The organism is Brevibacillus fortis, assembly GCF_046196545.1.
GTDB lineage: Bacteria > Bacillota > Bacilli > Brevibacillales > Brevibacillaceae > Brevibacillus > Brevibacillus fortis_A.
Window position 1 is genome coordinate 1,802,713 of the sequence record NZ_CP176370.1, and the last position, 26,815, is coordinate 1,829,527.

A 26,815-nucleotide genomic window follows, 5' to 3' on the forward strand; every position below is an offset into this window, starting at 1 on the left:
CGTACTTAGAGAATGTGAAAGAGGAGATACGCAATGACTCAACCTGTACGCGTAGCTGTTGTGGGATTGGGGTTTGTAGGCTTGCCCTTGGCGCTTACCTATGCCATGAAAGGAGCAAACGTCATCGGTATTGACGTCTTACCGCATGTCGTCGATGAGATCAATGCGGCACATTCCCATCACCTGGAGTCCTATCAGGGGAAAACGTTGCCAGAGATCCTCAAAGAGCAGATTGAAGCAAAACGTTTCCGTGCAACGTCCTCCTACGAGGAAGCGGCTGCGGAAGTCCATAACTATATTGTAACAGTCGGATTGCCTGTTCATAACGGCGATCCTGATCTCGGACCGCTGAAAAGCTGTGCGCAATCGCTCGGTCGCGTACTGAAAAAAGGCGATACCATCATGATCCGCAGTACCGTCGTGCCAGGAACGACAGAAGACGTAATTCTGCCGATTTTGGAGGAAACAAGCGGTCTTGTTGCTGGTGTCGATTTCTACCTGACATATTGCTCGGAGCGAATTGCAGAAGGGCGTGCTTTTGAAGAGTTCATCCATATGCCGCTCGTTCTGGGTGGTATCAATGAACAAAGCGCTGAAAAAGGAAAAGAGTTGTTGTCCTTCATCAGCGAGACGGACATCACGATTACGGATATCCGTGTAGTCGAGACAGCGAAAGTCATCGAGAACATCCAGCGTGATGTGAACATCGCGATGGTACAGGAATTTGCTCGTTTCTCCGAGGCGTTCGGCATCGATACGTTCGAGCTGATCAAGGTTGCCAATACGCACACGCGTGTAAACCTGTTATCGCCAGGACCGGGTGTAGGCGGCTTCTGCTTGCCTAATGCGCTGTACTACTTGCAGCCTAAGGCACGTGAATTGGAAGTAAACCTGCCGATTTTGCAACTGGCTCGCAACACGAATGATGCAGTACCTGAAGTGTTGATCAGCATGCTCGAGCAAGCCTTGAAGAATAATGGCAAGACATTGGCAGGAAGCCGCGTAGCTGTATTAGGGATGGCGATGAAAGACTTTTCCAATGACGACCGCGTAAGCCCTGTCCACGACCTGATCAAGCTGCTCATGGCAAAAGGAGTAGACGTTCGTTCCTACGATCCGGCTGTTCCTACTGTGTATGATCACAAGGTTGACAGTCTGGACAAAGCAGTGAATGGAGCAGATGCGTTGTTCCTGACTGCTGTGCAAAAGGAAGTTGCAGAGGCAGATTGGGCCCATGTTGCTGAAAAGATGGCTGACGCGCCGATCCTCTTCGATACGAAGAACCGCATCCCGCGTGACCTTGTCAGCAAGGCGACTGTGATTCGCATTTAATTCTTAAACAAGTTCCACTGATTTGAATGCCAAAACCTCTCTAAACGCACGTAAAAGCGTTTGGAGAGGTTTTTTTCATAAAGTAGTGAACCATATTGAACGAGAGAGCCAATACAAGGTGTATACAATTTCAGGGGGCCCTCCGATGAATGATCAAATGTTAGAACTGTGGCTGGACCGTTTGCTTGATGGAGATCAAGAAGCTTTTGAAGTGATCTACAGCATGACGCGGACAAAAATTTACGGTACTGTAGCAGCTATGGTTACGAATAAAGAAGATGTTCAAGATATTGTAAGCGAAATTTACTATCAGCTATGGAGATCACTGCCTGCCTATGATCGCAAGCGTCCGTTTCTATTCTGGGTAAATGGGATTGTCATTAGACAGGTGAAAAACTGGCGTAGACAGATTTGGAGAAGATTCCGTCTGTTAGAACGAAAACAGAGCTTGGATGAAAAGCAACATGTCGAAACGCCAGATGAGCCAATGCTTGCGATGGAGTCTGCCACAGAGATGCAGCAAGCAATCCAAAAGCTGCCGTTCAAGCTGCGCATCGTCGTGATCTATCGGTATTACTACGATTATACGTACGATCAGATTGCTGAATTGCTGCAAATACCAGTGGGCACAGCAAAATCGAGAAATCATCTGGCATTAAAGCGAATCCGAGAGTGGATTGACGTCGCATGGAATGAGGAGGAACTCCAAACATGTCTATCGAAAAAATCATAAAACAGTCTCTCACCAAACAAATTGACGAAACCACGATCCCTGATGAACTCGACCAGCGCGTCAGGCAGTCCTTTCATCGCTATCACGAAAAAAAGGAGCCTGTAACGATGAAGAAAAAATTAGTTATGATGGGATTAGTTGCTGCTATTATACTGCCGACTGGAGTATATGCGGCTTTAAATGGAACCTCTTATTTTGCAGACAAACCAAAAGATTTGAACAGTTTGGTGGGTGAAGGGGTTAAGCGAGCAGCGGCAGAAGGGCTGTCCATTCCAATCGATCAAAAAATTACCGATCAGGGGATTACGATTCATTTTACGGAAGTATATGCGGAAGAAACCAAAGTTCTGCTGCACTATCGCATTGAACAACAAAATGGAGAACTGGTGCCTTTCGAATTCGATACGACAGGATTAGATGTGGTAGGCGAACAAAATGGCAATCCGGTGTACCAGGATAAAGGCGTGGAAGGTACGAGTGTCCTAAACTTTATCGGGACCAGCAAAGAGGATTATTTGCCTTTTTACTTAACAGACGAGTCCGGTAAGGAAGTAGAGGTGGGAATAGCCGATCATGACAAGCCAGAGGGCGTTCTTGCCTTCGCTACCAGTAGTTCCGAGCTACCACAGCCACTCACCTTAAATATCGATGTGAACCGGATCGGCAAAACAAAGGGCAACTGGAAGGGACAATTTATTGTGGATCAGAGCAAAGCAAAAGAAGCAACTAAGGCTGCGAAATAGGAAAAAAAGTTCGGTCACGTATAATAAGCCTCGTAAATGGCAATAGTAACCGAGGTAAGACAATATTTCAAATGTCATGTAAGGGTTACATGCTAGGAGGCAAAAATGGAACGTGGAAGAGTAAAGTGGTTCAACAGTGAAAAAGGTTTCGGTTTTATCGAGCGTGATGGTGGAGATGACGTATTCGTTCACTTCTCCGCTATTCAGGGCGAAGGGTACAAATCCTTGGACGAAGGGCAAGAGGTTGAGTTTGACGTAGAAAACGGTCAACGCGGTCCTCAAGCGACGAATGTTCGGAAAGTATAAGAGCTGAAACGACAAGCAGACTCAGGTGATGGGTCTGCTTTTTTTATTTTTTCTCTGGGTTAGGAGTAGCTGTAGTGGGGGAAAGAGACTGAGAAATAAAGTGTTAGATTGGTGTTCAGCTATTCAACTAACGGGCATTTTTCTATTGCGTTATTTACATAAAAAGGAGAGCGGAGCATGTATGGCGAAGATGATCGAATGCTTGTTTTTATGCTCATTTCGTTTAACCAGCATCACTATTTAAAATGCGGAGGAGAAGCTGTCATGACGGAAAATAGCAACGTGTTTCATCCACCATATGTAGCACGTTTTCCACTTGATAAAACGCTCGGGTTACGCTATGCGTTGATTGATAGTAACGGAAATCTTGTTCGTGAGCCGAATTTGCTTAAAGTACATAATTTTACTCCAAATGGTAAAGGTGGCTATATTTCTGCTGCTCAAGACCTAAACGGACAATGGGGGTATCTGGATCAAAATGGAAGATGGTTGATCGAGCCGACTCTGGAAGATGCTCGCATTTTTGGCAAGGAGGGTATGGCCAGATTCAAAAAAGAGGGATTATGGGGCTATATAGATTTAAACGGAGAGATCAAAATCCAACCCTGTTTTCAGGAGGCACTGCCATTTAGCGCAGGCTTGGCTGCGGTTAGATTGCACAATGGTTATGCTTATATCGATTGTATGGGACAAGCAGTCATCGAGGGGCCGTTTGCCGAGGTTGGCTTTTTTTCGCCGATCGGTCTTGCTGCCGTGAAAAAACGTGGGGACTCCGCTGTTGGGATAATCAATAGGAAAGGAGAAATGGTGGTTGCCCCGCAATTTACAGATGTCAGAATGTACACAAACGATGGAATAGCCCCTGCAAAGAAAGGGAAATTATGGGGATTGATCGATACACAAGGCAACTGGATCGTGAAGCCTACCTATTCACGTATCGAAGAGTTCAACGAAGAGGGTCTCGCTTTTTTCAGTGATCATACCAATAGTATGAACATGAGAAACGGTTATCTTAATACAAAGGGCGATGTGGTCTTCGAGGGAACGTCGATCTCGGACCAAATGGTGTGCGGGCTGGCAAAGGGCGATGTAAATTATGGCGGAAGTCTCGGCTTCTTTGATCAAACCGGCACGATGGTTATCCCTGCACAGTACGCTTGGGCCGATCGCTTTCATGAGTGCAGTGCCAGTGTCGTTCTTCGCAATGACAAGTGGGGGATTCTTACGATGGATGGCCAGTTCTTGGAGATGCCTTATTTGGAGCCGCTGACTGATAATGAAGGCTGGATACTAGGCTTTTATAGTGGTAAGGGAATTGCTCCATTTCTTATCCGGCAGGGCGAAGTCGTCTATGTGGACGCAGCTGGAAGGGAAGTTTGCAGACTGCAAGTAGTGGGGACGGATCATCCTCAGGAGGGTTTATTACGACTATTCAATGCCGATGGAAGAATCGTATGGCAAAATGAAGGAGAACAGGATACATTTTTGGTGGAGAGTCTGTTTTTTAGTAAGCAGCCTGCGCAGCATTTTGGGGATATCCAGTTTTGGGAGGGGGATATTGCGGCTGCTGCACAAGCCCTCCTGAATGCGGAACCCAAAGATTTTTATCCCTATGCCTGGTATGAACGGGATGTGTACGATCTATCGGAAGAAGATGAAGATGAGCTTGACGAGTATAAAAAAAGAGGCGCGATGGAGGTCCTGGCAAGCACCTATGTGAGCGAGGAGCATTATGGGTATTACCATTTCCTCGCCGAATGGGAAAACAAAGCGTTTGAACGGTATTTTACCGTGATAGCTGACCGTCTTTCCGATTCTTTTGGCGACCCGCTGCCCGATACGTCAATCATGCTGCGCTGGGGTGATAAAAATATTAGCAAGGCATGGGAAGTGAGCGGCAAGTATCTGGTTCTGGAATGGTTCTCTCAATATGGCGATGGTGATTTTGTCCACCGGCTTTGGCTTGCCGCAGGATACAGAGAGGATTTGGTTTACGATGAGGAGGATGACGAGGACGAATACAGCACGAACAATGAAGGAACCCAAGAAAATAGCAAAATTTTTGATCTCAATCCGTTTGATAGGCTAATGAAAGAGGCGCAGTCTCATATGGATGAACAGGAATATGATGAAGTTCTAGATTTGGTATTCCAAATGGAGGAGCTGGCATCAAATTCCACGGATGTGGATATCACACATATAAGCTCGATCTATGACCTTAAGAGGTATGCTCTCAATGAATTGGGACGAATAGAAGAAGCTCTCGAGACCTGCCGTGAAGCGATTGCGTCTATCAACAAGAGAGTATTATTTGACTTCCGGCTGGAGCACAATCAGCTCCGCCAAACGCTTCGCGCTTGCCACAATATGCTCGCACGGGAGCTAATGGAACACGCTGTATCCAAAGAAGAATGCCTGGCAGCATGGGAACATGTAAAGGCTTGCTTCAAAGTGGTGTCGCCGATCGAGGGCGAAGCGGTACTTGAATATTTCTATGACACCAGAGCGCTTGTGCTACTGAAGCTGAGCGAATATGATCCGACTGAGAAAGCGAAGGCATTTGCTTTTCTTCAGCGGATGCAAACAATGGGATCGCATTATCTGCGAGATGAGCCTCGACTGTCTAGAGCGATAAACTCAGTAGAGTATCAGGCATTTTTAAAAAGCAGCCATGAAGAAGATAGTGAATATGTACAGGCACCTGTGAACGAAACAGCTATGGAGGCACTGATCCGTTATCGCAAGGCATACGAAACATTGAGCCAATTCAACTCGCAAGTGGAAAAGGAGTTTGGGCCTATTATTTCCCTTTCGTTTAGGGAGGATATGATTGCGAGAGCTGAAGATCGATTAGGTTTTACCTTGCCGGATACACTTCGTCAATTTATGCTGGGGCCGGGCCTTGTAGACGGGTTGCGTCCGGAACTTGTGCCTCCTATAAAAATTCAAGGGATGGTCTCGCTAATCACTGAAATGTGGGCAGAGCACCGGAAGTTCGAAGAGCTCTTGACGCGGGAAGAAAGGCAATGGCTGGAGGTTCATTGTCTGATCTGCGGCTTGTCACAGATTGATGGCGATAGCCACGAGTATATGTACTTTACTCCCGAAAAAGGGTTTGGCACCTTTATTTACAATAAGAATAATTGGGATGAGTTTGAAGAGAATGTACTCAGACCGTTGCTAGCGCAAGAGATTCCCGTGGAGTCGTTTGACCAGGTGTTTTCCCGAAAGGTGACCGATCAGATTAGGCGGATGAGAGAGATAGGGAGAAACCCCAGTGCAGCTAAAATCTGAATTTGTTAAAAAGATATGAGGCTGTTACAGGACGGTCTTTATTGCATACATCCAGAGTTTGAAGATGAACAGGGCAACGTTTTCCTAAGTGGGGTTACTGTTTCATGGAAGGTCCTAAAAAAGAACGGAAGAACTGATATCAGTCTTCCGTTCCCTCCTCACCTGTTTAGAAAAACTCTGCACCCGACGCCAGGTTCAGCATGGCGCGCATCGTTTTGTACATATCTTGCGGATTGGCTGCATTGTAATAAACCGTGTTAGTTGCTGTTTCATAGCGCGTTCCCGGGACAATTGCGGCCATCTCGGCTTGTCCTGCATGCGAGAATTCCATCGCCAGCTCTACAGGTACAGCTGTACGGAATGGCTGGATGTTATTCCGGTTGCGCAAAGCGTTGGCTGTCTTGCGCTTCAGTTCAGCGGTCGCTTCTTCACGCGAGAGACAAACAGCAGCAGTGCGGGATATCGCTTCCTTCACAATTGCTGTTTGAATGCCTGGAATCAGTTCCTGTGCTTCGACGGCGATGAGATTATCACCAGACACCATGACAACAGGAACGTTGTGCATGCCCGCAATCGCGGCGTTAAAGCCGAACTCACCCACGACTTGTCCGTTGATATACATATTGTGAACCACACCGGACATCGTATGACTGAGCACGCCAGGAATCCCTTGACGGGTATGATAGCCGATAAACATCGCTGCATCAAAGCTCTCATCGAGTCCCTGCATCATGGATGAATCGCGTGGAGAACCTGCCAACAGTCTCGCTTTTGGATGGAGCTTTTCCCAGAGAATGTTGTTCATCGTGTTGTGACTGTCTGCAACAACAATTTCCGTTACGCCAGACTCAAGTGCGGCTTCAATAACCGCATTGGCATCGTCCGTCATAAACTGGCGGCCACGCTGATAGTTAACCCCCGAATCCGGGTTAATATAGCTCGTATCCACAATGCCTGAAATACCTTCCATGTCTACCGAAAGAAATAATTTCATCTCATTTTCACCCTTTCTGTCTGGTGCAGCTTGCTATACAAAATAGTTCCAATTCATATGTAACCAGATTGATCATGAGTAGGCAACCATAAAAACAGATTCTTCAAACAAATCATATGAAAAAAGCACGATGCCCGCTATTCGCGTTTCACCGTGCTTTTCGTCATTTCAGTAACGTACGATAAAGAGCAACAATTTCTTCGGTCATGAGTTGAATGGTAAAAGTGGATTCTACTTTATTCAGCGCGTTTTTCACCATGGCCTCACGCAACTGTGGTGAAGTCCATAACCGTTCCATTGCTTGCGCCAACAAAGCGGGATTTCCCGGTTCGACGATCAGCCCCGTCTCGCCATCGAAAACAAACTCTTTCACACCACCGACATTGCTTGCTACGACAGGAACCTCCGAAGCCATTGCCTCGATGATCGTATAGCCTAGCCCTTCGTACAGAGAAGAGTGGACAAAGCCATCTAAGGCATGCAAGCACGCAGGAATATCTTGCCGAAATCCCGCAAAGCGAACACGCGATTCCAGACCCAATTCTTTAGCCTTGGCTTCGAGCGCAGCACGCTCAGAGCCGTCTCCGATTAACACGAGGTAAGTGGCCTCTTTCTTGTCCGTCACAAGCGTATGAAAAGCTTCGAGCAGAATCGGGAGACCTTTTACGGGAACAAAGCGAGCTGCTGTCCCGAACAAAAAGGCGTCCTCTGGTATGTTCCATTCCGCACGCAGTCGATTGCGGTCATTCTCCCGTAAATGGTTTTGCCGATAAGGCTTCATGTCCATTCCGTTATAAATCACGCTAATGTTAGACGAGCGAACACCCTGCCCCCGCAAAATATCGGCAATCGCACCACTGATCGCGATATAATGACGGTTCCAATGTCTCGTGCTCATTTCCATCATGCTGACAATGGCATAGGCCAAGGAGCTTGTATAATCATAACGGAGTGAGCTATGAACAGTGGTCAGCAAAGGTACCTTCATACCGCGAGCTGCCAATCGGGAAAAGAAATTGGCTTTAATCCCATGCGTATGGATAATCGCTGGTTGGAATGTGGAAAAGGCATTCCGAAGAGCCTGTAGCAATCGTAAGTCAAAACGTCCGAACTGATTCAGTGTAATGACTTGGATGCCTGATTCCCGCAATTTACTCGCGAAGAGAGAATCATAGAAGCATACGACTGCGACATCTACTTCGTCGACTGGAAAAGTAGAGACCAAATTGAGAATATGTTGTTCAGCACCGCCAAATTCCCCCCCGCCAATCACGTGGAGGACTCGTAATTTGCTCATCTGAATTCACCCGAATCGTAATTAAAAAACAACCTCTACTGAGGTATGTACATGGAGGCACGACCCAATACAGGCGGTGTGCCGAAAATGAACGATCATTTATAAACAAAGCCATTTTCACTATAGCAGATGCCTGCTAGATTCGCAATAAGACAGCACTTATGGTATCGTTGATGATGGAAAATTGAAATGGAGAAGGACGGTTACGTAAATGAATACGCACAACGTGTTGATCATATGCTACATATTTCCTCCAATTGGTGGAGGCGGCGTGCCCAGACCGTTGAAAATGGCCAAATATTTAGGGGAGTTTGGCTGGAATGTCCATGTGCTGACAGTAGATCCTGCTTATCATGCGACGCTCGATCCATCCCTTTTGGCACAGCTGCCGAGTGATGTCACCATTCACCGTGCGAAGGAGTGGCAGCTGCTGCCGAATCGAGGGGGACAAGCCGCGTCAGCAAATGCCAATACAACGTCCACACCATCACAGCCTTCGTTCAAGACGAAGGTAAAAAAACAGATCGTCAATGTGTTGAAAAAAGTAAAGCCATACTTGTTGATTCCTGACGACCAAATCCTGTGGATGCCGAATGCGCTCAAGCTGGGGCGGGAAATTATGCGCCGTGAAAAGATCGATGTGATCTTTTCCACATCGGGACCAGTTACGAACCATTTGATTGCAAAAAAGCTATCCAGTGAGTTTGGCTGTAAATGGGTAGCGGATTTCCGTGATCCGTGGACGCAAAATATGCACACCTCTGGCATCGAATGGCGGGAGCGCATGGAAGAGCGAATGGAGGAGGCAGTGATGACCCAAGCGGATGCGATCACGACCGTTACTGCGACCTTCGCCTATAATTTTCGCGAAAAACACCAGAACCGTATCAAGCGGATGGAGCTGATCTACAATGGGTTTGATCAGGCTGATTTTCAAGGGTTGGCTCCTAGCCATGCCGTTCCGGACAAATTTCATGCGGTGTACGCAGGTATTTTGTATCAAAAGCGCAATCCACGGCTTCTCCTGCAAGCCATCCGGGAACTCATTGATGAAAAAGCAGTAGACCGAAATGATCTCTTGCTCAGCTTTGCCGGAGTGTTCGATTATCCGGGGTATTCCGAAAATCGCGACTGTGTAGAAGCATTGGGGCTGGGTGACATCGTTCGCGTGTTGGGGAACCTGCCGCATAAAGAAGCACTCGGACTGATGAAAGGTGCTAATGCCCTCCTGTTGATCGGGGATGTGTCCGCTGACGCTGGAGCGTATATTCCGGGCAAGCTTTACGAATACATGGGGATCGGCAACCCGATTCTTGCTCTGAACAAAAGAGGCGAAGCGACAGAGATTATTGAAGATTTCCGTCTCGGACAAGTAGCCGATCCAGAGCAAAAAGACGAGATCAAGCAAGCGTACCTGAAGCTGTATCAGGAGTGGAAAGCACAGGGACAAACGGGTAGCGAGGAACGCGGAGCAAATTTTGCAGAGCGTGTGAAACCGTATGAGCGCCGTGAACAGGCGAAGCAATTGGCGCAATTGATGGATGAACTGCTAAAAAAATAGGACAGCATAGCCCCGGAGCCAAAGAAGGCTGCGGGGTTTTCTTCGTGACAGATATACTTGTTCTGCTTCAAAATAAAAGGACCTGACGATAATCGCCAGGTCCTGATTCGTACCGATCAGTCTGCTGCCACGCAAAGGTAGCAGGCTTTTTTAGTACAGCAAATATTTTTCTACTTCTTCCGGTTCCTTGATGTGAATGCCACCAGTATCGCCGTATTTAAACAGGTTGAACATCACTTGCTGGTCCATCGTTCCGGCTTCAGGCAGCGGCAGAATGATCCACGTCTCGTACTGGTGGATCAGACGGTTTTCCTTGCCGAACCAAATCGTTGTTTTGATCGTGGATTCCTTCAAGATGTAATCCAGATCAGGGCGTTCTCCCAATTGCTTTTTCAATGGTTCAAACAGTGGGCTTTGGCTATTTTTCAGCCATTCTGCTCCTGTCATTTTCAATTGGAACGGAACGCTGACGACACCAATAACTTTTTCCTCAGGCAATTGGACAGCCTTGTCCATGAAAGGCAGCCAGTCCTCAAAACCTTTCAATACGTCGAAGGCAAGCGGCTCATCTGGAGCGGTCACAAACTGCTCGTTCGCCTTGATGTAGCGCTTGTCGTGAATTCGATAGTACGAATATGGCTGGGCCGCGATGCGTGCATCCACATTGTAGCCTTTCCCGTTGATGACAGCTCCATTGAACATGCTCGTTGTGGAGCGCGAGAGGATCGTATTTTTTACATGGCCCTTGTACCAGTAGGTCTGTGCCTCTTTATCCGTCTTGCCTTTTTCCAGGGCTGTTTTCAGCCACTCCGCACCTGACTCGGTTTGGACCGTGGTCGTCTGTTCCGGCTTTTGGTCAAAATTGGTGGTGGCAAAAGCCTTCGTCCCTGATTCATAGGTGCAGCCACCGAGCAGGGAGGCTGTGCAGATGGCAGCTAGCAGTGCCCATGCTTTCGTAGCTTTACGCATGGCGGAACCTCCTTACGACTCCGTATCCCAAGAGTCCCACGAATAGTGCAATTGTGAGTCCGAATACCGGAATGTTGTGCTGCTTGAACACGAGAATGCGATGCGTATTGTACATGTTCGCAACGATTTCGTTTTTCTTGTCGCCGTCAATATCTCCGATTTGGACATTGATCAGCGGCATGTAAATGCGCCAGTTTTGTTTCAAGCCCTCTGGAGTGTAGTCATAGCCAGCCAAATAGCGAGTATCTGTGGTACTTACCCAGCTTCTCGCTTTCGCTACGATCTCAGGCTTTTCATTGTTGCCGATGGTAGCGAAGTTGGAGAAGCGGAAGCTCTTGTCGTAGTCACCGCTTGCCCACAAAATTTCCCACGTGCCATCTGGTTTTGGCTTCAAGATGTACGAAGGCTTGCCTGCTACGAGGAGCTCATCGACCTTGTCGTTGTCGATATCGGCAGGAATGAACTCGCCTGTTGCCAATTCAGCCTGTTTACGTGTCAGTGTGTACGATTCTGTCAGTGTGCCATCTGGCTCGACAGACAGTACACTCAGGTTCTCGCCCATGACGACGAGCCCCTCGCGACCATCTGGCAGCATCATGGTGGTCATCAGCTTGGTCGCTTTTGTCGTGCCGCCAAAAGGCTTGCCATCGTAGTTTCCTGTCAGCATACCATCCTTGATATGCAGCTCCGTGTATTTCGAGCCGAGTGTTTGACGCAGGTCCATACTGCCTTCGTTTTCCGCTAGCAGGTTTGCGATATTTTCCATGTCGAGAGCAAAAGCACGGTACGGTGCCGTTCCAATTTGCATCATGCCCTCTGCATATGGCTGGCGTTGTACATTTGGTACCAATTGACCGTCTTTCATCGTGTAATACGGGAAGCCGGGATAATCAGTCGGCATTTTTTCCTTGATGATCGCAAGCGTATCCGCCGGAATTTGATCAGTCGGCATCCGCACCATTTCTCCGTCTTTCCATGTTAGAACGTAGAGAGAAATCGGTTCGGACTGCAAGTGCCGCAGCTTCTCTGCCACTGCTTTTTTCTCTTCTTCTGTTTCCGGCTTTTCAATTTCTTCCGGCAGCGGGAGTTCTTCTGCATTGCCATACGTAATGATCTCCATGCTGCCATCGCCATTGACGTCGTGCAGTGTGATCGGGAAGTAATCGACCCAATCGCCGTTGTACAGACGGTCAGATTCGTATTTCACAGTAAAGTGACTGAGTGCAGTCAGTGTATCCCGGTTGAACGTCACATTCGCCAAGAGGGCGATCAAAACTAATGAGCCGACTGCACGCCAGTTGAGGCGCCCGTACCATTTCACGAGAAGGGCAATCACGATGATGGCGATCGCTCCTCCGATCAACAGAGCAGCGGTCGTTTTCACATCCACGCGTGTCAGTGCCCGATCCAAGAGCAAGAAGCCGATGGAAAACACCAACACCTGACGACGTTCAGAAGGATGCACCACAAAGTAGCAAAACGCCAGCAGCGGCAAGAATATGAGCAAGGCGATCCAGGTTAAATCAAGGAACGCAGGCTTGACGAGCAAATGGTAAATGAGAAACAGGGCAATGGCGTACAGAGCCCAGCTTATCGTTTGGAGAATAGGATTGCGGCGCATGCGTTCACCACCTTTTATTTTGTGTCTGGTCGACGAATAATGCGCACAGGAAGCCGCCAAACAGCCAGAAATAGAGGGCCATGAACGGCACCTCGAAAATGTTTTCCACGAGGTTATGCGTTGCTACCGCGATTAATCCGCCCAGCAGTCCGAGAATCGCGAAAAAGTGCGGCGAGCCTTGGAGGTTGCGGATAAGTCCGGCACCATACTTGAACATGGTGAGTACAGTTCCGATTAACAGGATGATCCCGATCAGACCGTATTCAGCTAGACTTTTGAAGAAATAACTGTCTGAATAAATCGTTCCGAAATGGCGAGTAGCAACCGCTCCGCCGTGATGGCCGAGCCCAACACCGAACAATGGCTCGATGCGCATTTTGTCATAGGCTTCACCCCAGCGACCAACACGTCCGCCTTGGCTGCTAGATTCGAAGTATTCAGGTGTAAACAGCGTGAAAATGCGATCTTTTACTTTTCCGACAAGCGGAACAGAATCAGGAACGAAGAACAGGGCTACAAGTCCGATAATCCCTGCGATCACCAAGTATCCTGCGACTCGTTTGTTCCATATGTAGAAGCAAACAAATGCAGCAAATGCAAGGGCAAACCAAGAACCACGGGAGCTTGTTAACAGCATGGCGAGCAAAGTCGTCAGCGCAACGATGGCCCAAATCCATTTTTGCTTGCGATCCTTCGCTGTCATGAATAGACCAGCGGCAATCGGTGTAACCAACGCCATATAGCTGCCCAATACGTTCGGGCTCGTTACGAAGGAGAATGCACGCGTGGTAACTGCTTCCCCTTCCTGCACCCATGATTCAGGTGTTTTAACGCCTACGATGACTTGCAAGACACCATACAGTGCCGCTACGAAACCAACCAGCACAAGTCCTTTCATGAACTTGTCCAGGTCTTCCATCGACTTCAATAAATAGAAGCCCATGAAAAAGGCGAGGATGTACTGGTAGACGGAACGGAATCCTTCTACGCTCGCTTTCCAGTTCGCCATGTCTGTCACCATGATGGCAACTCCGAGGACGAAAAGGGCTCCAAGCCAATGTTTGATTCCAGGCATCGTTCTGTTTGATTGCAAGAAGGCTCCAAACGTAAACAGCATCAGAACGATGAGCAGTCCTTCATCCCACAAAGAAGATATGACTGGAATCGGTAGAATCTGTCGCAAGACGTAATCGATTACTGGATAGGCCAACAGCAAATACAACCACGTAGTTGATTGGCTTCCCCACTTCAACACGGTTTCTCTCATTTTTATTGTAGTCCTCCTACAGGTAGGGATTAACCTACCTATTATAATGAATCTGACAACCCAGTAGCAAGCCGGGGGAAAGAGGTTGGTAGGAAAGGTAGAAATAAGATATGATAACTAGGTAGTTTGAGGGTTAGAACAAAGCCTGGAACGAAGGGTTTCAAATAGGGATAGGAGATAAGTGGACATGAGTTTGTTAAAAATCGCTTCCATGATTGTCGTGCTGACTCTCGTTGGAAGGCTTCTAGGCTTTTTTCGCAGTGTGTATGTATCCAACTTGTACGGTACTGGCATGGAGGCAGATGCGTTTAATATCGCGGCGACGATCCCGCTGACGCTGTTCTTGGTCATACCGGGAGCGGTCAATGCTGTGCTGATTCCGACGATGCGCGGCATGATGGAAAAAGGAGAGCGGACGACTGACTTGTATCAGAAGATGCTCACGATCATTTTAGGTATATTCGTTGCTCTCTCGACATTAGGGGTTGTCTTTTCTTACGAGCTTGCTGCGATGTTTGGCCTGACAGGTGAGAAGCTGGAGCTCACGGCTAGCATGCTGCAATGGATGTGGCCTTCAGCTATTTTCATTGGGTTAACAGGGCTGTGGTCGAGTATTTGTAATGCGCACCAACATTTCTTTACACCGACGCTTGGCACGGTAGTCAATGGAGCTTTGGTGATTGTCAGCATGTATGTGCTCGTTCCGATGTATGGTCCTATTGGATTGGCGATGGCTACGACAGTCGGTTACTTGGCTGCACTGTTGCCGATTCTTCCGACTTTGCGCGGATTCGGCTATCAGCAACGCTTCTCATTCGCTTGGCGTGAGGACGCTGCCCTCAAAGGCATGGGCGAGCGTGTCATTCCGATTTTGATTGGTGCAGTCGTTGCGCAGGCCACTACCTTTTTGGAGCGAGGCTTCGCGGAAGGACTCGGAACTGGCGTCGTTTCCGCTCTCGCCAATGCGAACCAGATCATGCAATTGCCTCTGGCTATTTTTGTCGGGGCGTTTACGTTGCCGTTATTCCCACTGTTGGCTAGTCATGTCAAGCGGGGGGAAATGACGGAGATGAAGCAAATCCTGCAAAAGGGACTTGCCTATCTCCTCATTTTGCTGTTACCCGTGACGGTTGGACTTGCGCTATACGCAGAGCCTATCATCCGACTAGCTTTTGAGCGCGGTGCGTTCGATGAGCATTCTGTCGCTTTGACAGCGTGGGCACTGCCGTTTTATGGCGTGGGACTTTTCTTTTTAGCATCGAGAGACTTGCTGACTCGTGCCTTTTATGCATTGGAAAACACGAAGACACCCGTTATTATCGGGGCGATCGGGATCGTTGTGTATGCTCTTTCCAACTGGTTGCTCATTCCGTTGCTTGGTCATGGCGGAATTGCTCTCGCCAATGCGGTTTCGGCTATCAGTCAAGCGCTCCTGCTGTTTATTTTGCTATGGAGGGCAGTAGGAAGCCCTGTACGAGCGAATTTCCTCATGACTACCGGGAAAACCATTCTGGGCTGCGCAGTCATGGCCGGTGCTATTTTGCTCGTCGATCCATGGTTATCCGCATGGCCTGTCTGGTTGTACTTGCCGCTAGGAATTATCGGTGCAGCTCTTTTATATCTCGTCGTGCTCATTTTGGTTCGCGAGCCACTTGTGTCGGAGCTGCTGCAAAAAGTACGCAAGCGGTCTACTCCAGCGGGAGGGCGCTCGTAAGCGGAAATTCCCGGATTGCATAACGAGTCTTCCCTGAGCTTGCGGGGGGAATGGTCTCCACGTAAGAAACGTGGATGCTCACTTGACCTAATGCCGAGCGAATTCCTGCCAAAAGCTTGGCTTCATCGGCAGCTAAAAACCGTGCGGGCTCCTTCACCAGTCGCAGGCTCAGTCGCTCCGGATCATGCTGGACGATCTGGAAGGTACGGAAGCTCTCCATATTGCGCACGATGTGATTAAAATAATGTCCGTGCACGTACTGTCCGTTTCGTGATAGGAACATGTCGTCTTCTCTGCCGTCAATCGAAGCAAGAAGTGGAAACGGGAGATTGCATGAGCAGGCTGAATCAGAAAGTGCGACGACATCTCCTAATTGGTAGCGTAGGCGAGGCATGACGGTATTGTGCAGGTCTGTGACCAGCAGTGCTCCTGGGTGCCCTTTGTAGACGGGAATATGCGTAATGGGATCGACTACCTCCAAATAACAGTTCCCGGAAAAGGCATGCATGCTCCCAGCCTTGCATTGATAGGCGATAATTCCGCCGTCACGGGCGCCGTATTCGTTCACAACAGGCGCATCAAAAGCCTGGGCAATCGTTTGTCGCTGGTGTTCGTGCAGGCTTTCTGCTGTAGAGACCACGGCTTTGAGCGGGATTTGGAGTGTCATGCCGCGTCGTAGCATCATTGTGGCGAGCGTATAAAGTGCGGAAGTGTACCCGTATAAATAGGCTGGTTGGAAATCCCGGATGAGGCGCAGGTTTGCTTCCAGATGTCTTTCGTCCAGCTCGTAGGCAGAAATCATCATGCGATTTTTCAACCAGCGCTCCTTCCAGCGGTAGAGGCGGGCTTGCTGGGCGTTTAATTCGAGAGGGGAGCCCCAGATCATCACACATGGGTCACCTATGCGAATGCCGTACCAGGATAGCCCAAACCAGCGTGCAGCTTCATATCGCTCGACAGTTGGACGATCGAGATAAAAATGGGTTGGTTCACCTGTCGAGCCTCCTGTACGATTTCCAATGAGCCCGCTTGTTTGTAGGCCTTGGCTCATATATTGATCAGCGTTTTGCCGAAAGTGTGCTTTGGTCAGAACGGGAATGCGCTGCAAAAAACGTTCAGGCATTTCGCGCATTTTGCTCCAGTCTGAGGCGTAAGCAGTGTAGGCTGGTACGTTTTGTACCGCATGATCGAGTAGCTTCACCAGCTTTTCTCGCTGTTGCACATTAAGCGCTTCGGCAGATAGATGCTCGGCTGCTTGCAATTCTTTCATGTAAGGACGGATGCGATTTCCTTTCAACGCTTCCATTAACGGCCACTGTACATGGCGGATCAAAAATCCGGTTGTGGGCATAATATCCCCTCCTACTCACAGATCACACAGGCAGACGATGCAAATGAACGGCCATAATCGTTAATTTGCAGACCGCATGCGGTCACATTATGTCTAATGAAAAACGTCGAGACGTTTTTCACAAAAATCAATGGAATCTGTTTTTCACCAGTATTCCTGCGAAATTCCATCGATATACCTGTTTGCTGGAAGAGGGAAATGATAGTAGGATAGAGAGTGGGTTCATGTCGATTGGTGCTGCCCCACGGGTATCCAGTCAAAGAGACGAATAAAGGAGTTACCCATGTTGAAAAAAAGTCATTTTCTCGCGGGAGCGTTGATCTTAGCCATAGCGGGGATTTTGTCAAAAGTTATCGGGATGTTTTATCGGATTCCGCTTCAGGAGATAGTGGGCGACAGAGGTCTCGGACTCTATCAGGAAGTATATCCTCTCTACCTGACCTTTCTCATATTGGCGACAGCAGGTGTGCCAGTAGCGTTGTCGAGGGTGATTGCAGAGGCATTGGCTGAAGGAAAACAAGGCACGATTGGACAAATTTTGGCCCGAAGCATGGTCATGATGGGCGCCATCGGACTTGTCTTGTTTGCTCTCCTGTACGCCAGCTCTCCACTCATCGCAAAGCTCATGGGGAATCCGCATTTGATTGAGCCGATTCGAGCGATTTCCATGTCGCTGCTGTTCGTTCCCTTGATTGCGGTTATTCGCGGCTTTTTCTATGGCCATCAAAAAATGCTGTTTGTCGGGCTCTCGCAAATCGTAGAGCAGACGTTGCGTGTCGTATTTATTTTGGTAGCTTCCCTGTATCTCGTGTCACTCGGTGAAGATACGGATACCGTGATTACCGGAGTGAACTTCGGTACGATGATCAGTACATTTTTAAGTCTCGGGTTTCTAGCATTGCTCATGTGGCTCCACAACCGGAAAAATTCCGTATTTAACGGGGCAGAGTGGGGGCGCCTTACTTGGTGGTATGATCGTGCCTTCTTCGCCTCGATGTGGCGAATCGCATGGCCGATTTGTGTCAGCGCCTTGGTTATCCCGATTTTCAGCCTGACCGATTCCTTCCTGGCGATTAACATCTTCCGCTACATATGGAATGTGGACGGCTTGACAGCGGATACGTGGTTTGGCATTTACAGCAGGGGAGGACCACTTCTGCAAATGGCGAGCTTGTTCGGATCGTCGATTGCCCTCTCGATCGTACCTGCCATTGCCGAAGCGATCAGACAAAAGGATCAGGAACGGATTACGACTTTGACCAAGCTCTCGCTGCGCTTTGCTTGGCTAATCGGTCTACCTGCCGGTCTGGGACTGACAGCTGTAGCTGAAGGGGCGAATCTGGCGTTGTATGGTGATATGGAAGGCACGCGTGCAATGGCGATTTTAGGCATCACAGCGATTCCGCTTTCCTTGTTGCTTGCTACAAATGGTATTTTGCAAGGGATCGGCAAAGAAAAAATCCCTGCGCGTCATCTGCTGTATGGTGTCATTGTAAAAGTACTGGCGACACTCGTGTTTACCTCAATGTTCGGTATGGACGGCTTGTCTCTGTCGTGGCTGGTTGCTACTGCATTTGTCTGCGTATTGAATATGCGGGTCATCAACCGTTACGTATCGATTCCGATTAACTGGCGCTTCGATACCATTTATCCGTTACTGGTGGCTAACCTCATGCTGATTCTGGCTTGGGGAGCGACAGAGGCAGTTGATTTCCTGTTCAGGGGAAGAGAACCAGTGCGCATATTGGGAGCGATAGAGACCGTCGCTGGAGTCGGTGTAGGACTCGTTGTTTACTTGGGACTGCTGATCCTCATTCCACTCATTGAGGACAAGGAACTGGACTGGCTGCCAGGCGGAAACAAGCTGCGCGCCTTTATTCAATTCATTCGGAAGAAGCAGGCTTCCTCGTTAAACTCCAATACGAATAACGATTGATCGAATCGAAAAACCCCTTTCTCCACAAACGGAGGAAGGGGTTTTATGTGATCTTGCTATTTCTCTTTTTGATAAACACATACGACCATTTTGACGAAAAATTCACGGGTAGCAGGTAATTTCGCCAAGGACTGCAACTGATTGCGCAACGGAATCTCTTTCTGGTAAACAGCAGGCTGTACCACGCCTTGTTGAATTTTTCGAAACCGTTTGATCGTCATGCGATTGATGTACGAGATCGTATCTCTGCCATCAGGAAGCTTGTCGAAACGAAAAGCAATCCGGTCAGAACCGTCTGGCAAGTCACGGACTAGCTTTTTATAGGCATCAATCAAGGCTTGCTCCGAGAAGAGAGCATGCACCCAAGGAATGCCGATCGCATCTGACAAATGGGCACCGTATGGATGATAATACGGCGGAAAATTGATGTAGAGATGCCCGCCAGGCTTCAATACCCGAAAGCATTCCTCCAGCGTCTTTTCCGGTTCGCCTACGTGCTCCATCGCGTCATTCATGATGATCGTATCGAACGTGTTGTCCGGGAAGTCCATTCTCGCGGCATCACCAGTCATGAAGGAGACAAGATGATCGAGTCCTTTTTTCTTCGCGAATTCATTTCCTTCCTCCGCGTAGTGGGGGACGATGTCGATGCCGATCATTTTTTTCGGGCCATAGGTGGCGTAATAGCAGGTTTTTCCCCCGCCGCCACAGCCGATGTCCAAAACTGTTTTGTCACGGAACATTTGCTCCTGTGAATGGAAGGGGAGGAAAAACTGAATGGTTTGATCCCCTTTTTGAAATTGCCATTCGGTATAGCTCATTTCCCCGTTGTTTGCCAGATTGAAAGGGTGAACGGGGAGAGGAAATAATCGATTTAAACCAAGTAACACTTGTGAAGAAAAGGACATGATGTCCTCCTTTCCAGGTCAGCCTTATTTACGCAGCGCCTGCAGAACAAGTTCACTGCTTTTGGAAGCTTCGATCGCTAACAGATGGGAATGCTTCGTTACCACATCAATTTCGTGATCGAGGTTGTCCAGTTTTTCAGCGAGCAAGGTCAAAAGTGTAGTTTCATCGAGTTGAGTAATATGACCAGCATTGGGCATTCCAGCGCGTTCGACGAATCGATCGATTTTCGGATCGTAGGAGATGCCGATAAACGGGATTCGCAGCATGCACGCAAGAATAAGCGAGTGAAGCCGCATACCAACGACGTAGTTGCATTGCTTCAATACCGACATAATGTCATGAAAAGTCACAGGCGCATCGAGAAGACGTGCTCCTGGTTGGCTCATCTGGTCCATGATTTCCTGGGACGGTGCCAAATCACTAGGGACATGCATCGGAAGGAAGAGAACATTCCATCCGCGCATGATAAACCAATCTGCTGCTCGGGCTATCTTCTGTTTGAATTGCTGTTCCTGCTTCCAGTCCCGGACAGAGATGGCGACCAAAGGTTTGGAAGGATCATCAAACATACCATGGAGCAGCTCATTTCCCCGTTGATCTGCAATATCGTCTGGGGATATCGTCAGAGCAGGGTCAGCTGTTATATAGATAGGGGCTTTTTTTACGCCGCAGGCTTTGAAGTCCTCCCCTGATTCGTAGTCGCGAACCGTGATGATGTTGACGTGATTCACCACGCGTTTAATCATCGTGCGACTGAGCGATTTGAGGATGGGGCCAAATCCTTGTGCGTAAAAGACCACGGGTTTACCTAAAAGCTTGGCAATGGTGACGATGCCCAAATAGTAGAGGACACTGCGCGGACTGGTTACATCCTGCATCAGTGTACCGCCGCCCATCACCAGCATGTCACTTCGCGAAAGCTCGCGGACGATGGTTCCAAAGCTCCAGCGGTTATAGGCTTCAATCCCAAACAGTTCCGCAGTCCGATCAGGCTGATTGGACAAGACGGCGAGAGAGATATTTGGTTGTTCCCGCTTAAGAGAGCTGATGATGCCGTACAGGACCACATCGTCTCCGGCATTATTAAAGCCGTAGTACCCGGAGATGAGAATTCGCGACATGGAGTGAACCTTCTTTCTATATCAAACGTACAGGAAAAATACATTCTCAAGTATAATCGAGTAAACAAGGGGAAGTAAAGCAACCACAGTAGAAAACTTCACGCCCCAATTGTTTGCACAGATACAGTGGGTGCAGCGCGGTTCGTAGGGTATAATGGTGTTGTTCCGACTTACGAGAACATATAGAGGAAACCCATACCGAACATGCCGATGCCAAGAACGATGAGGGCAATCATGACGATGAAAAGTCCCTTATTTTTGCGGCGACGGTAAAAAAATTCGTCAAACATGGTAAGCCTCCCTGCGGTTGTGATAGTCCATTCTACTATCATACCATGTTCTCTATCATCCTTGCCATCCACATATGAGTAATAGATGTCCGCAAGAATAAGGGCGAATGACAGCAAAAGGGAAGGAGCATTTTTCATCATGGAAAGCATGTGGCTCAAATACACATTACTAGTGGAACCAGAGATTGAGGATTTGTTTGTGGCAGAGGTTTTGACCAGCTCCTACACGCTTGGCTGGATCGAACCACAAATCGAAGTACTGACAACGGAAAACGGATATGATTACGCAGAAAATACGGAAGGTCCACTTGTTGGCTATTTGTTTGAACCCCAGCACGATCGTGAAGAGGAACATGTAGCTCGCCTGAAGACCTACATTCAACGCTGGAATGGACAAGTCACCATAAAAGAAGTAGAACTCGTAGCTGAAGAAAATGAATCGTGGAAAGAGGAGTTCCGGGAAGTCAAGATAGGCGACTGGTGGGTGGCACCAACGTGGACGGACCCCGCAGCGCTGGAGTCGGCTCGGCATATCCTATGGATCGATCCAGGTGCAGCCTTCGGAACTGGCTATCATGGAACGACGCAGGACATTCTTTTGTTTTTGCAAGAAATGGATCTGGAGGGCAAGCAAGTCATTGATGTAGGAGCTGGCTCAGGAATTCTCTCTTTGTACTGCGCTTTGAATGGAGCGAAGCATCCTGTATGGGCAGTTGATATTAATCCACAAAGCGAGTATCAGGTTCTCGTCAATGCGACGAATAACCACCTTCCTGACCACGCTGTACAAGTCGTGATTGGGAATGCGAGCGAGGAAGCAGTGAAGTGTCAATTGCCTGACCAAGCTGATGTCATTCTGGTCAATATCGGAGGCGATGAAAATGTCGCGATGCTTCCGATGATTGCGGAGCGAATGGCACCTGAAGGAATTTTGATTCTCTCGGGAATTGTTGAATGGAATCGGGAAGCTGTCATCGCCACATTTGAACAGGCAGGCTTCCACGTAGAGAAAGAAAGTCAACAAGACGAATGGGTCACCGTTGTATTGAAAAACATCGCTTAGAACCGCCCTGTAACTTCCGTGTGAGATAATAAAGAAAATAGGGTACTCAATGGAGGGGAAAACCAATGGAGCAGGTTGTCATTGCTACTGCCGGACGTACGCCAATCGGTACGTTTGGTGGCGTCCTGAAAGATGTAAGCGCTCGCAAGCTGGCAGAAACCGTCATTCGTGGTGTTATGGCTCGATCTGGCCTGGAAGCTTCTTTGATCAATGAAGTTATTTTAGGGAATTGCATTCAGCGGACAGACGAACCAAACATAGCGCGAGTCGCAGCATTGGATGCAGGGTTGGGGAAAGAAGTGACGGGCTTCACGATTCAACGTCAATGTGCTTCCGGCATGCAAGCGATTGTGAGCGGCGCTTCCCAAATTCTTTTAGGCGACAGTGAAATCGTCTTGGCAGGCGGCGTAGAGAGCATGAGCAATGCCCCGTATGTCCTGAAAAATGCGCGTTGGGGCAAACGATTGACACATGGGGAAATGACCGACTCGATGTGGGAGTTGTTAACAGACCCTCACCATCAAATCCTGATGGGCGAGACGGCAGAACGTCTGGTCGATCGTTATGGGATCACGCGTGAGGAGTCGGATGAAATTGCCTTGCGCAGTCAGCACAATGCGATCCAAGCCATAGACAGCGGTTTGTTTGCCGAGGAAATCATCGGGGTCCCCATTAAAAAGCGCGGCGAAGAAATCATCGTAACGCAAGACGAATTCCCTCGCAGGGGAGTGACCCTAGAAAGTCTCGCGAAGCTAAGACCCAGTTTTCGTGACAATGGTACAGTGACGCCAGGCAATTCCTCCGGTCTCAACGATGGGGCGTCCGCAGCCGTTTTGATGAAAGAAGGAAAAGCGAGAGAGCTCGGGATCGAACCACTCGGCAGAATTGTCTCGTGGGCGGTAGCGGGGGTAGAGCCTGATTTGATGGGATATGGACCCGTTCCAGCAGTGAAGCGAGCATTGGCAAAAGCCGGTTTGACGCTCGCGGATATCGAACTGATCGAAGTAAACGAAGCCTTTGCTGCGCAATACCTCGCTGTGGAAAAACTGCTGGAGCTGCCGCGGGAAATAACGAATGTGAACGGAAGCGGCATCGCGCTGGGTCACCCTGTCGGTTCTACTGGCTGCCGAATTGTCATAACCTTGCTGCACGAAATGAAGCGGCGACAGCTGAAACGAGGCTTGGCTGCCCTTTGTGTTGGTGGCGGGATGGGTATGGCAATGGTTGTCGAACGCACGTAGGTTTAAACGAAGTCTCCCCTGTTAAAAATGGAAGCAAAGGGGGAGGCTTTGTCATGTTTATATGGTCATTTTTCAAGCGACATGGAAAACAGATTGCGTTTCATACCTTATCCTGTTTAGTGATCGGGGCGTTGCTGCTGGTTGCCTACAGTGCCTATCAATATAAGCAAATGACAAATCAGTGGTATGCTCCGATTGATGGAGCCAAAGGGAGCGCAAAGCAGGCAGCTGCTTCCCTTCCTCCACGTGATCTTTTGCCAGGAACAGAACCGTTGAAGCCTTTCGTCGCCCTGCTTCTTGGTGTGGATAGTCGAGACGGGGAAAGTGCACGTTCAGATACAATGATGCTTGCGGCGATTCATCCCGGGAAGCAATCCGTCTACCTTTTGGCGATTCCGCGTGACAGCTACATGGAGCTCCCGGGAAAAGGATACGACAAAGTGAACCATGCGATGGCTTTTGGTGGTCCAAAGATGGTGAAAGAGTCGCTGGAAAAATTTTTACAGATAAAAATTGATCGGTATATCTCCGTAGATTTCGATGGCTTCCGTCAAATTGTGGACGAGCTGGGAGGTGTCACTGTCGATGTGAAGAAACGAATGAAGTACAGCGATCCGAGCGACGACACGTACATTGACATTCAACCAGGGCTGCAGACTTTATCAGGAGAGCAGGCATTGGATTACGCCCGTTATCGAAAAAGTGATTTAGGCAAGGAAGACAGTGATTACATGCGGATTGACCGACAGCAGGAGATTCTCAAAGCATTGGCTTCAAAAGGCACCTCTCTCCAAGTGTATACCAAGGCATTTTCACTCATGGAAATACTGGGTCAGCATGTCAAAACGGACCTCACTGAGCAGGAAATCGCCTCTCTGTTATTGTCCTATGGCGATGGCACTCCGAACTCCATTCAAGCTGATACATTGGTCGGGCAGGATGAGCGCATTTGGCATAATGGGATCGTTGGCTGGTATCATCTCGTCCCCACATCTGAACGGGAAAGAGCACGCCAGAAAATTATCAAGGAAGTAACGCCATAAAATACGGAGAGCATAAGGGCAAAGGACACGGCTTTCATCATGGGCTTTGTCCTTTTTTTCTTCGAATAGCTTTTTCCTAAAAAAGGAAAATACATGATTTTAGTTGGAAAATTGAATATGTTTCGAATACAATAGTCATTAGGAAGAGATTATGAATGTAGATCATAGGGAGAGGCAAGGCCATTTAAGGGATGGAGGGAATGACCATGTCAAATGCCAAGCCTTGGATTGCCAATTACCCGCCCGAAACTGCGCCGTCATTGGATTACCCCCGTGTTCCTTTGACGCATTTTCTGGAGCAGTCTGCAGCTATGTTTCCAGACAGTAACGCGATCTATTTCATGGGAAAAAGCATTACGTATCGAGAGCTTTTGCAGTTGTCATACCAATTTGCCAATGCATTGATCAAGCGCGGTGTAAAGAAAGGTGACCGCGTGGCGATTATGCTACCAAATACTCCTCAAGCCGTCATCAGCTACTACGGGGCGCTTTTTGCAGGCGCGATCGTGGTCATGACCAACCCGCTGTATACCGAGCGAGAATTGATTCACCAAATGAACGATTCAGGCGCCGAGACCATCATCACACTGGATTTGTTGTACAAACGTGTTAACCAAGTCCGTGCATCTACCTCACTTCAACGAATTATCATCACAAGTATTGGCGATTTCCTTCCCTTATTGAAAAAATGGCTATATCCGTTCGTGCAGAAGAAACAAGGACAAAATCCGCAGGTTACATACAACGCAGATATTGAGCCTTTTCTTTCCGTATTAAAAGAAAGCGCTACCAAGCCTGTAGAAGTACCAGTCGATCCGACCCAGGACATCGCGCTCCTCCAGTATACAGGGGGGACAACAGGTGTTGCCAAAGGCGTCATGCTGACGCACGCCAATCTCATTGCGAATGCAGTCCAGTGCCAAGCGGTCCTTTACAAGCTGAAAAAGGGAAAGGAACGGATTTTGTGTGTGCTCCCACTGTTCCACGTGTATGGGATGACTACCGTGATGAACAAAGGCATTTGTATCGCAGCAGAAATTATTCTCGTTCCCAAATTCGACGTGAAACAAATATTTGAAATGATCGACAAGCGCAAGCCTACTCTTTTCCCAGGGGCACCAACCATGTATATCGGTTTAATCAACCACCCGGACTTGAAGAAGCATGATCTTTCTTCCATCGACGCATGTGTCAGTGGATCAGCTCCGTTGCCGATCGAAGTCAAGCTCAAATTCGAAGAGTTGACGGGCGGCAAGCTGGTTGAGGGCTATGGGATGACGGAGGCTTCTCCCGTAACACATTCCAATCCCATTTGGGAAAAAGGCATTACGGGCAGCATCGGAATGCCGTGGCCAGATACGGATTGCCGAATTGTGGATACGGCAACGGGAGATGAGATGCCCCAAGGCGAGGTCGGGGAGTTGGCCGTAAAAGGACCTCAAGTCATGCTCGGCTATTGGAATCGCCCAGAGGATACCGCTGCCGTACTAAAGGATGGCTGGTTTTTGACGGGAGATATGGGCTATATGGACGAAAACGGCTATTTTTATATCGTAGATCGCAAAAAAGACATGATTATAGCTGGTGGCTTCAATATTTATCCGCGCGAAGTAGAAGAAGTACTGTTTGAGCATCCCGCCATCCAGGAGGCAGCAGTCATCGGTGTCCCAGATCCGTACCGGGGCGAAACAGTCAAAGCATTCGTCGTTTTCAAGGATGGTCAGCTCGCGAGTGAAGACGATCTGGAAGCGCATTGCAGACAGAGGCTCGCCGCCTATAAGATTCCGAGACAATACGAGATTCGTACAGATTTGCCCAAAACCATGGTCGGAAAAGTATTGCGTCGTCAATTACAAGAAGAAGACAAGAAGAAAAGAGATGCCCAGGAAGAAATCAAAACGAGCTAGTAGCTGATGTTTTGAGGCTTGCGATCCCAGGCGGAAAGCGGCCTTTTTTGCTGACTTCTTGCGATTGACAGAGGAGTGGCCCTGTATTACACTAATTATGAATGAATGATCATTCATTTCATC

20 protein-coding genes are annotated in these 26,815 nt (G+C 48.5%); 12 read left to right on the forward strand and 8 right to left on the reverse strand.

Annotated elements, in window-relative coordinates; translation table 11 throughout:
• Window positions 1-33: 33 nt before the first annotated feature.
• The 5 genes from ACKKE8_RS09460 (at window position 34) to ACKKE8_RS09480 (ending at window position 6,408) form a co-directional block, all read left to right on the forward strand.
• A complete protein-coding gene (locus ACKKE8_RS09460) occupies window positions 34-1,332 on the forward strand; it encodes a nucleotide sugar dehydrogenase (protein ID WP_409177947.1) in 1,299 nt (432 codons plus the stop codon).
• Window positions 1,333-1,477: 145 nt separating this feature from the next.
• Window positions 1,478-2,065, forward strand: coding sequence for a sigma-70 family RNA polymerase sigma factor (locus ACKKE8_RS09465; RefSeq protein ID WP_409177948.1), 588 nt, complete (start codon window positions 1,478-1,480; stop codon window positions 2,063-2,065).
• Complete coding sequence (locus ACKKE8_RS09470) at window positions 2,044-2,808, forward strand: DUF4179 domain-containing protein (protein ID WP_409177949.1); 765 nt, start codon at window positions 2,044-2,046, stop codon at window positions 2,806-2,808. The genes ACKKE8_RS09465 and ACKKE8_RS09470 overlap by 22 nt, the downstream gene beginning before the upstream one ends.
• A 105-nt stretch (window positions 2,809-2,913) precedes the next feature.
• Entirely contained in the window at window positions 2,914-3,114 is a 201-nt protein-coding gene (locus tag ACKKE8_RS09475) for a cold-shock protein (RefSeq protein WP_087345359.1), read from the forward strand.
• Window positions 3,115-3,291: 177 nt separating this feature from the next.
• Entirely contained in the window at window positions 3,292-6,408 is a 3,117-nt protein-coding gene (locus ACKKE8_RS09480) for a WG repeat-containing protein (protein ID WP_409177950.1), read from the forward strand.
• 166 nt (window positions 6,409-6,574) lie between these two features.
• Here the strand turns inward: ACKKE8_RS09480 and ACKKE8_RS09485 are convergent, their stop codons facing one another.
• Both ACKKE8_RS09485 and ACKKE8_RS09490 read right to left on the reverse strand, forming a co-directional pair.
• Entirely contained in the window at window positions 6,575-7,402 is an 828-nt protein-coding gene (locus ACKKE8_RS09485) for a M55 family metallopeptidase (protein WP_409177951.1), read from the reverse strand.
• 163 nt (window positions 7,403-7,565) lie between these two features.
• Window positions 7,566-8,699, reverse strand: coding sequence for a glycosyltransferase (locus ACKKE8_RS09490; protein WP_409177952.1), 1,134 nt, complete (start codon window positions 8,697-8,699; stop codon window positions 7,566-7,568).
• A 211-nt stretch (window positions 8,700-8,910) separates the two neighbouring features.
• On the opposite strand from ACKKE8_RS09490, the gene ACKKE8_RS09495 reads away from it, so the two are divergent.
• Window positions 8,911-10,260 (forward strand): glycosyltransferase family 4 protein, encoded by a 1,350-nt coding sequence (locus tag ACKKE8_RS09495; protein WP_409177953.1) that lies wholly within the window; start codon window positions 8,911-8,913, stop codon window positions 10,258-10,260.
• Window positions 10,261-10,410: 150 nt separating this feature from the next.
• Here ACKKE8_RS09495 and ACKKE8_RS09500 read toward each other — a convergent pair whose 3' ends face one another.
• The 3 genes from ACKKE8_RS09500 to ACKKE8_RS09510 are packed head-to-tail and all read right to left on the reverse strand — an operon-like array spanning window position 10,411 to window position 14,117.
• Window positions 10,411-11,229 (reverse strand): hypothetical protein, encoded by an 819-nt coding sequence (locus tag ACKKE8_RS09500; protein WP_409177954.1) that lies wholly within the window; start codon window positions 11,227-11,229, stop codon window positions 10,411-10,413.
• Window positions 11,222-12,850 carry a hypothetical protein gene (locus ACKKE8_RS09505; protein ID WP_409177955.1) on the reverse strand — a complete coding sequence of 543 codons (1,629 nt, stop codon included), beginning with the start codon at window positions 12,848-12,850 and terminating at the stop codon, window positions 11,222-11,224. Before ACKKE8_RS09505 ends, ACKKE8_RS09500 begins: the two co-directional genes overlap by 8 nt.
• Window positions 12,851-12,854: 4 nt before the next feature.
• Window positions 12,855-14,117, reverse strand: coding sequence for an O-antigen ligase family protein (locus tag ACKKE8_RS09510; protein WP_409177956.1), 1,263 nt, complete (start codon window positions 14,115-14,117; stop codon window positions 12,855-12,857).
• A 187-nt stretch (window positions 14,118-14,304) separates the two neighbouring features.
• Between ACKKE8_RS09510 and murJ the strand changes: the two genes are divergently transcribed.
• Complete coding sequence (murJ, locus tag ACKKE8_RS09515) at window positions 14,305-15,831, forward strand: murein biosynthesis integral membrane protein MurJ (protein WP_409177957.1); 1,527 nt, start codon at window positions 14,305-14,307, stop codon at window positions 15,829-15,831.
• Here murJ and ACKKE8_RS09520 read toward each other — a convergent pair.
• Window positions 15,806-17,182: a phenylacetate--CoA ligase family protein gene (locus ACKKE8_RS09520; RefSeq protein ID WP_409177958.1), complete on the reverse strand. Its 1,377-nt coding sequence runs from the start codon at window positions 17,180-17,182 to the stop codon at window positions 15,806-15,808. The two genes, murJ and ACKKE8_RS09520, sit on opposite strands and share 26 nt — an antisense overlap.
• A 283-nt stretch (window positions 17,183-17,465) precedes the next feature.
• On the opposite strand from ACKKE8_RS09520, the gene ACKKE8_RS09525 reads away from it, so the two are divergent.
• Complete coding sequence (locus tag ACKKE8_RS09525; RefSeq protein WP_409177959.1) at window positions 17,466-19,118, forward strand: oligosaccharide flippase family protein; 1,653 nt, start codon at window positions 17,466-17,468, stop codon at window positions 19,116-19,118.
• A gap of 56 nt (window positions 19,119-19,174) precedes the next feature.
• Here the strand turns inward: ACKKE8_RS09525 and ACKKE8_RS09530 are convergent, their stop codons facing one another.
• Window positions 19,175-20,026: a class I SAM-dependent methyltransferase gene (locus ACKKE8_RS09530; protein WP_409177960.1), complete on the reverse strand. Its 852-nt coding sequence runs from the start codon at window positions 20,024-20,026 to the stop codon at window positions 19,175-19,177.
• Between the two features lie 24 nt (window positions 20,027-20,050).
• Window positions 20,051-21,148 carry a polysaccharide pyruvyl transferase CsaB gene (gene csaB / locus ACKKE8_RS09535; RefSeq protein ID WP_409177961.1) on the reverse strand — a complete coding sequence of 366 codons (1,098 nt, stop codon included), beginning with the start codon at window positions 21,146-21,148 and terminating at the stop codon, window positions 20,051-20,053.
• Between the two features lie 429 nt (window positions 21,149-21,577).
• On the opposite strand from csaB, the gene ACKKE8_RS09540 reads away from it, so the two are divergent.
• The 4 genes from ACKKE8_RS09540 (at window position 21,578) to ACKKE8_RS09555 (ending at window position 26,692) form a co-directional block, all read left to right on the forward strand.
• Window positions 21,578-22,501, forward strand: a complete 924-nt coding sequence (locus ACKKE8_RS09540) for a 50S ribosomal protein L11 methyltransferase (RefSeq protein ID WP_409177962.1) — start codon at window positions 21,578-21,580, stop codon at window positions 22,499-22,501.
• 65 nt (window positions 22,502-22,566) lie between these two features.
• Window positions 22,567-23,742, forward strand: a complete 1,176-nt coding sequence (locus ACKKE8_RS09545) for an acetyl-CoA C-acetyltransferase (protein WP_409177963.1) — start codon at window positions 22,567-22,569, stop codon at window positions 23,740-23,742.
• A 53-nt stretch (window positions 23,743-23,795) separates the two neighbouring features.
• Complete coding sequence (locus tag ACKKE8_RS09550; RefSeq protein ID WP_409177964.1) at window positions 23,796-24,785, forward strand: LCP family protein; 990 nt, start codon at window positions 23,796-23,798, stop codon at window positions 24,783-24,785.
• Window positions 24,786-24,991: 206 nt separating this feature from the next.
• Complete coding sequence (locus ACKKE8_RS09555; RefSeq protein WP_409177965.1) at window positions 24,992-26,692, forward strand: long-chain-fatty-acid--CoA ligase; 1,701 nt, start codon at window positions 24,992-24,994, stop codon at window positions 26,690-26,692.
• Window positions 26,693-26,815: the final 123 nt, after the last annotated feature.

Excerpts from the sequence above, each read along its gene's own strand:
- ACKKE8_RS09540 (WP_409177962.1), top strand. The coding sequence starts at position 21,578 with ATGGAAAGCATGTGGCTCAAATACACATTACTAGTGGAACCAGAGATT.
- ACKKE8_RS09525 (WP_409177959.1), top strand. The coding sequence starts at position 17,466 with ATGTTGAAAAAAAGTCATTTTCTCGCGGGAGCGTTGATCTTAGCCATA.
- ACKKE8_RS09545 (WP_409177963.1), top strand. The coding sequence starts at position 22,567 with ATGGAGCAGGTTGTCATTGCTACTGCCGGACGTACGCCAATCGGTACG.
- ACKKE8_RS09555 (WP_409177965.1), top strand. The coding sequence starts at position 24,992 with ATGTCAAATGCCAAGCCTTGGATTGCCAATTACCCGCCCGAAACTGCG.
- ACKKE8_RS09485 (WP_409177951.1), bottom strand. The coding sequence starts at position 7,402 with ATGAAATTATTTCTTTCGGTAGACATGGAAGGTATTTCAGGCATTGTG.
- ACKKE8_RS09490 (WP_409177952.1), bottom strand. The coding sequence starts at position 8,699 with ATGAGCAAATTACGAGTCCTCCACGTGATTGGCGGGGGGGAATTTGGC.
- ACKKE8_RS09470 (WP_409177949.1), top strand. The coding sequence starts at position 2,044 with ATGTCTATCGAAAAAATCATAAAACAGTCTCTCACCAAACAAATTGAC.
- ACKKE8_RS09505 (WP_409177955.1), bottom strand. The coding sequence starts at position 12,850 with ATGCGCCGCAATCCTATTCTCCAAACGATAAGCTGGGCTCTGTACGCC.
- ACKKE8_RS09480 (WP_409177950.1), top strand. The coding sequence starts at position 3,292 with ATGTATGGCGAAGATGATCGAATGCTTGTTTTTATGCTCATTTCGTTT.
- ACKKE8_RS09520 (WP_409177958.1), bottom strand. The coding sequence starts at position 17,182 with ATGCCCACAACCGGATTTTTGATCCGCCATGTACAGTGGCCGTTAATG.
- ACKKE8_RS09475 (WP_087345359.1), top strand. The coding sequence starts at position 2,914 with ATGGAACGTGGAAGAGTAAAGTGGTTCAACAGTGAAAAAGGTTTCGGT.
- ACKKE8_RS09495 (WP_409177953.1), top strand. The coding sequence starts at position 8,911 with ATGAATACGCACAACGTGTTGATCATATGCTACATATTTCCTCCAATT.
- ACKKE8_RS09460 (WP_409177947.1), top strand. The coding sequence starts at position 34 with ATGACTCAACCTGTACGCGTAGCTGTTGTGGGATTGGGGTTTGTAGGC.
- csaB (WP_409177961.1), bottom strand. The coding sequence starts at position 21,148 with ATGTCGCGAATTCTCATCTCCGGGTACTACGGCTTTAATAATGCCGGA.
- murJ (WP_409177957.1), top strand. The coding sequence starts at position 14,305 with ATGAGTTTGTTAAAAATCGCTTCCATGATTGTCGTGCTGACTCTCGTT.
- ACKKE8_RS09465 (WP_409177948.1), top strand. The coding sequence starts at position 1,478 with ATGAATGATCAAATGTTAGAACTGTGGCTGGACCGTTTGCTTGATGGA.
- ACKKE8_RS09500 (WP_409177954.1), bottom strand. The coding sequence starts at position 11,229 with ATGCGTAAAGCTACGAAAGCATGGGCACTGCTAGCTGCCATCTGCACA.
- ACKKE8_RS09550 (WP_409177964.1), top strand. The coding sequence starts at position 23,796 with ATGTTTATATGGTCATTTTTCAAGCGACATGGAAAACAGATTGCGTTT.
- ACKKE8_RS09530 (WP_409177960.1), bottom strand. The coding sequence starts at position 20,026 with ATGTCCTTTTCTTCACAAGTGTTACTTGGTTTAAATCGATTATTTCCT.
- ACKKE8_RS09510 (WP_409177956.1), bottom strand. The coding sequence starts at position 14,117 with ATGAGAGAAACCGTGTTGAAGTGGGGAAGCCAATCAACTACGTGGTTG.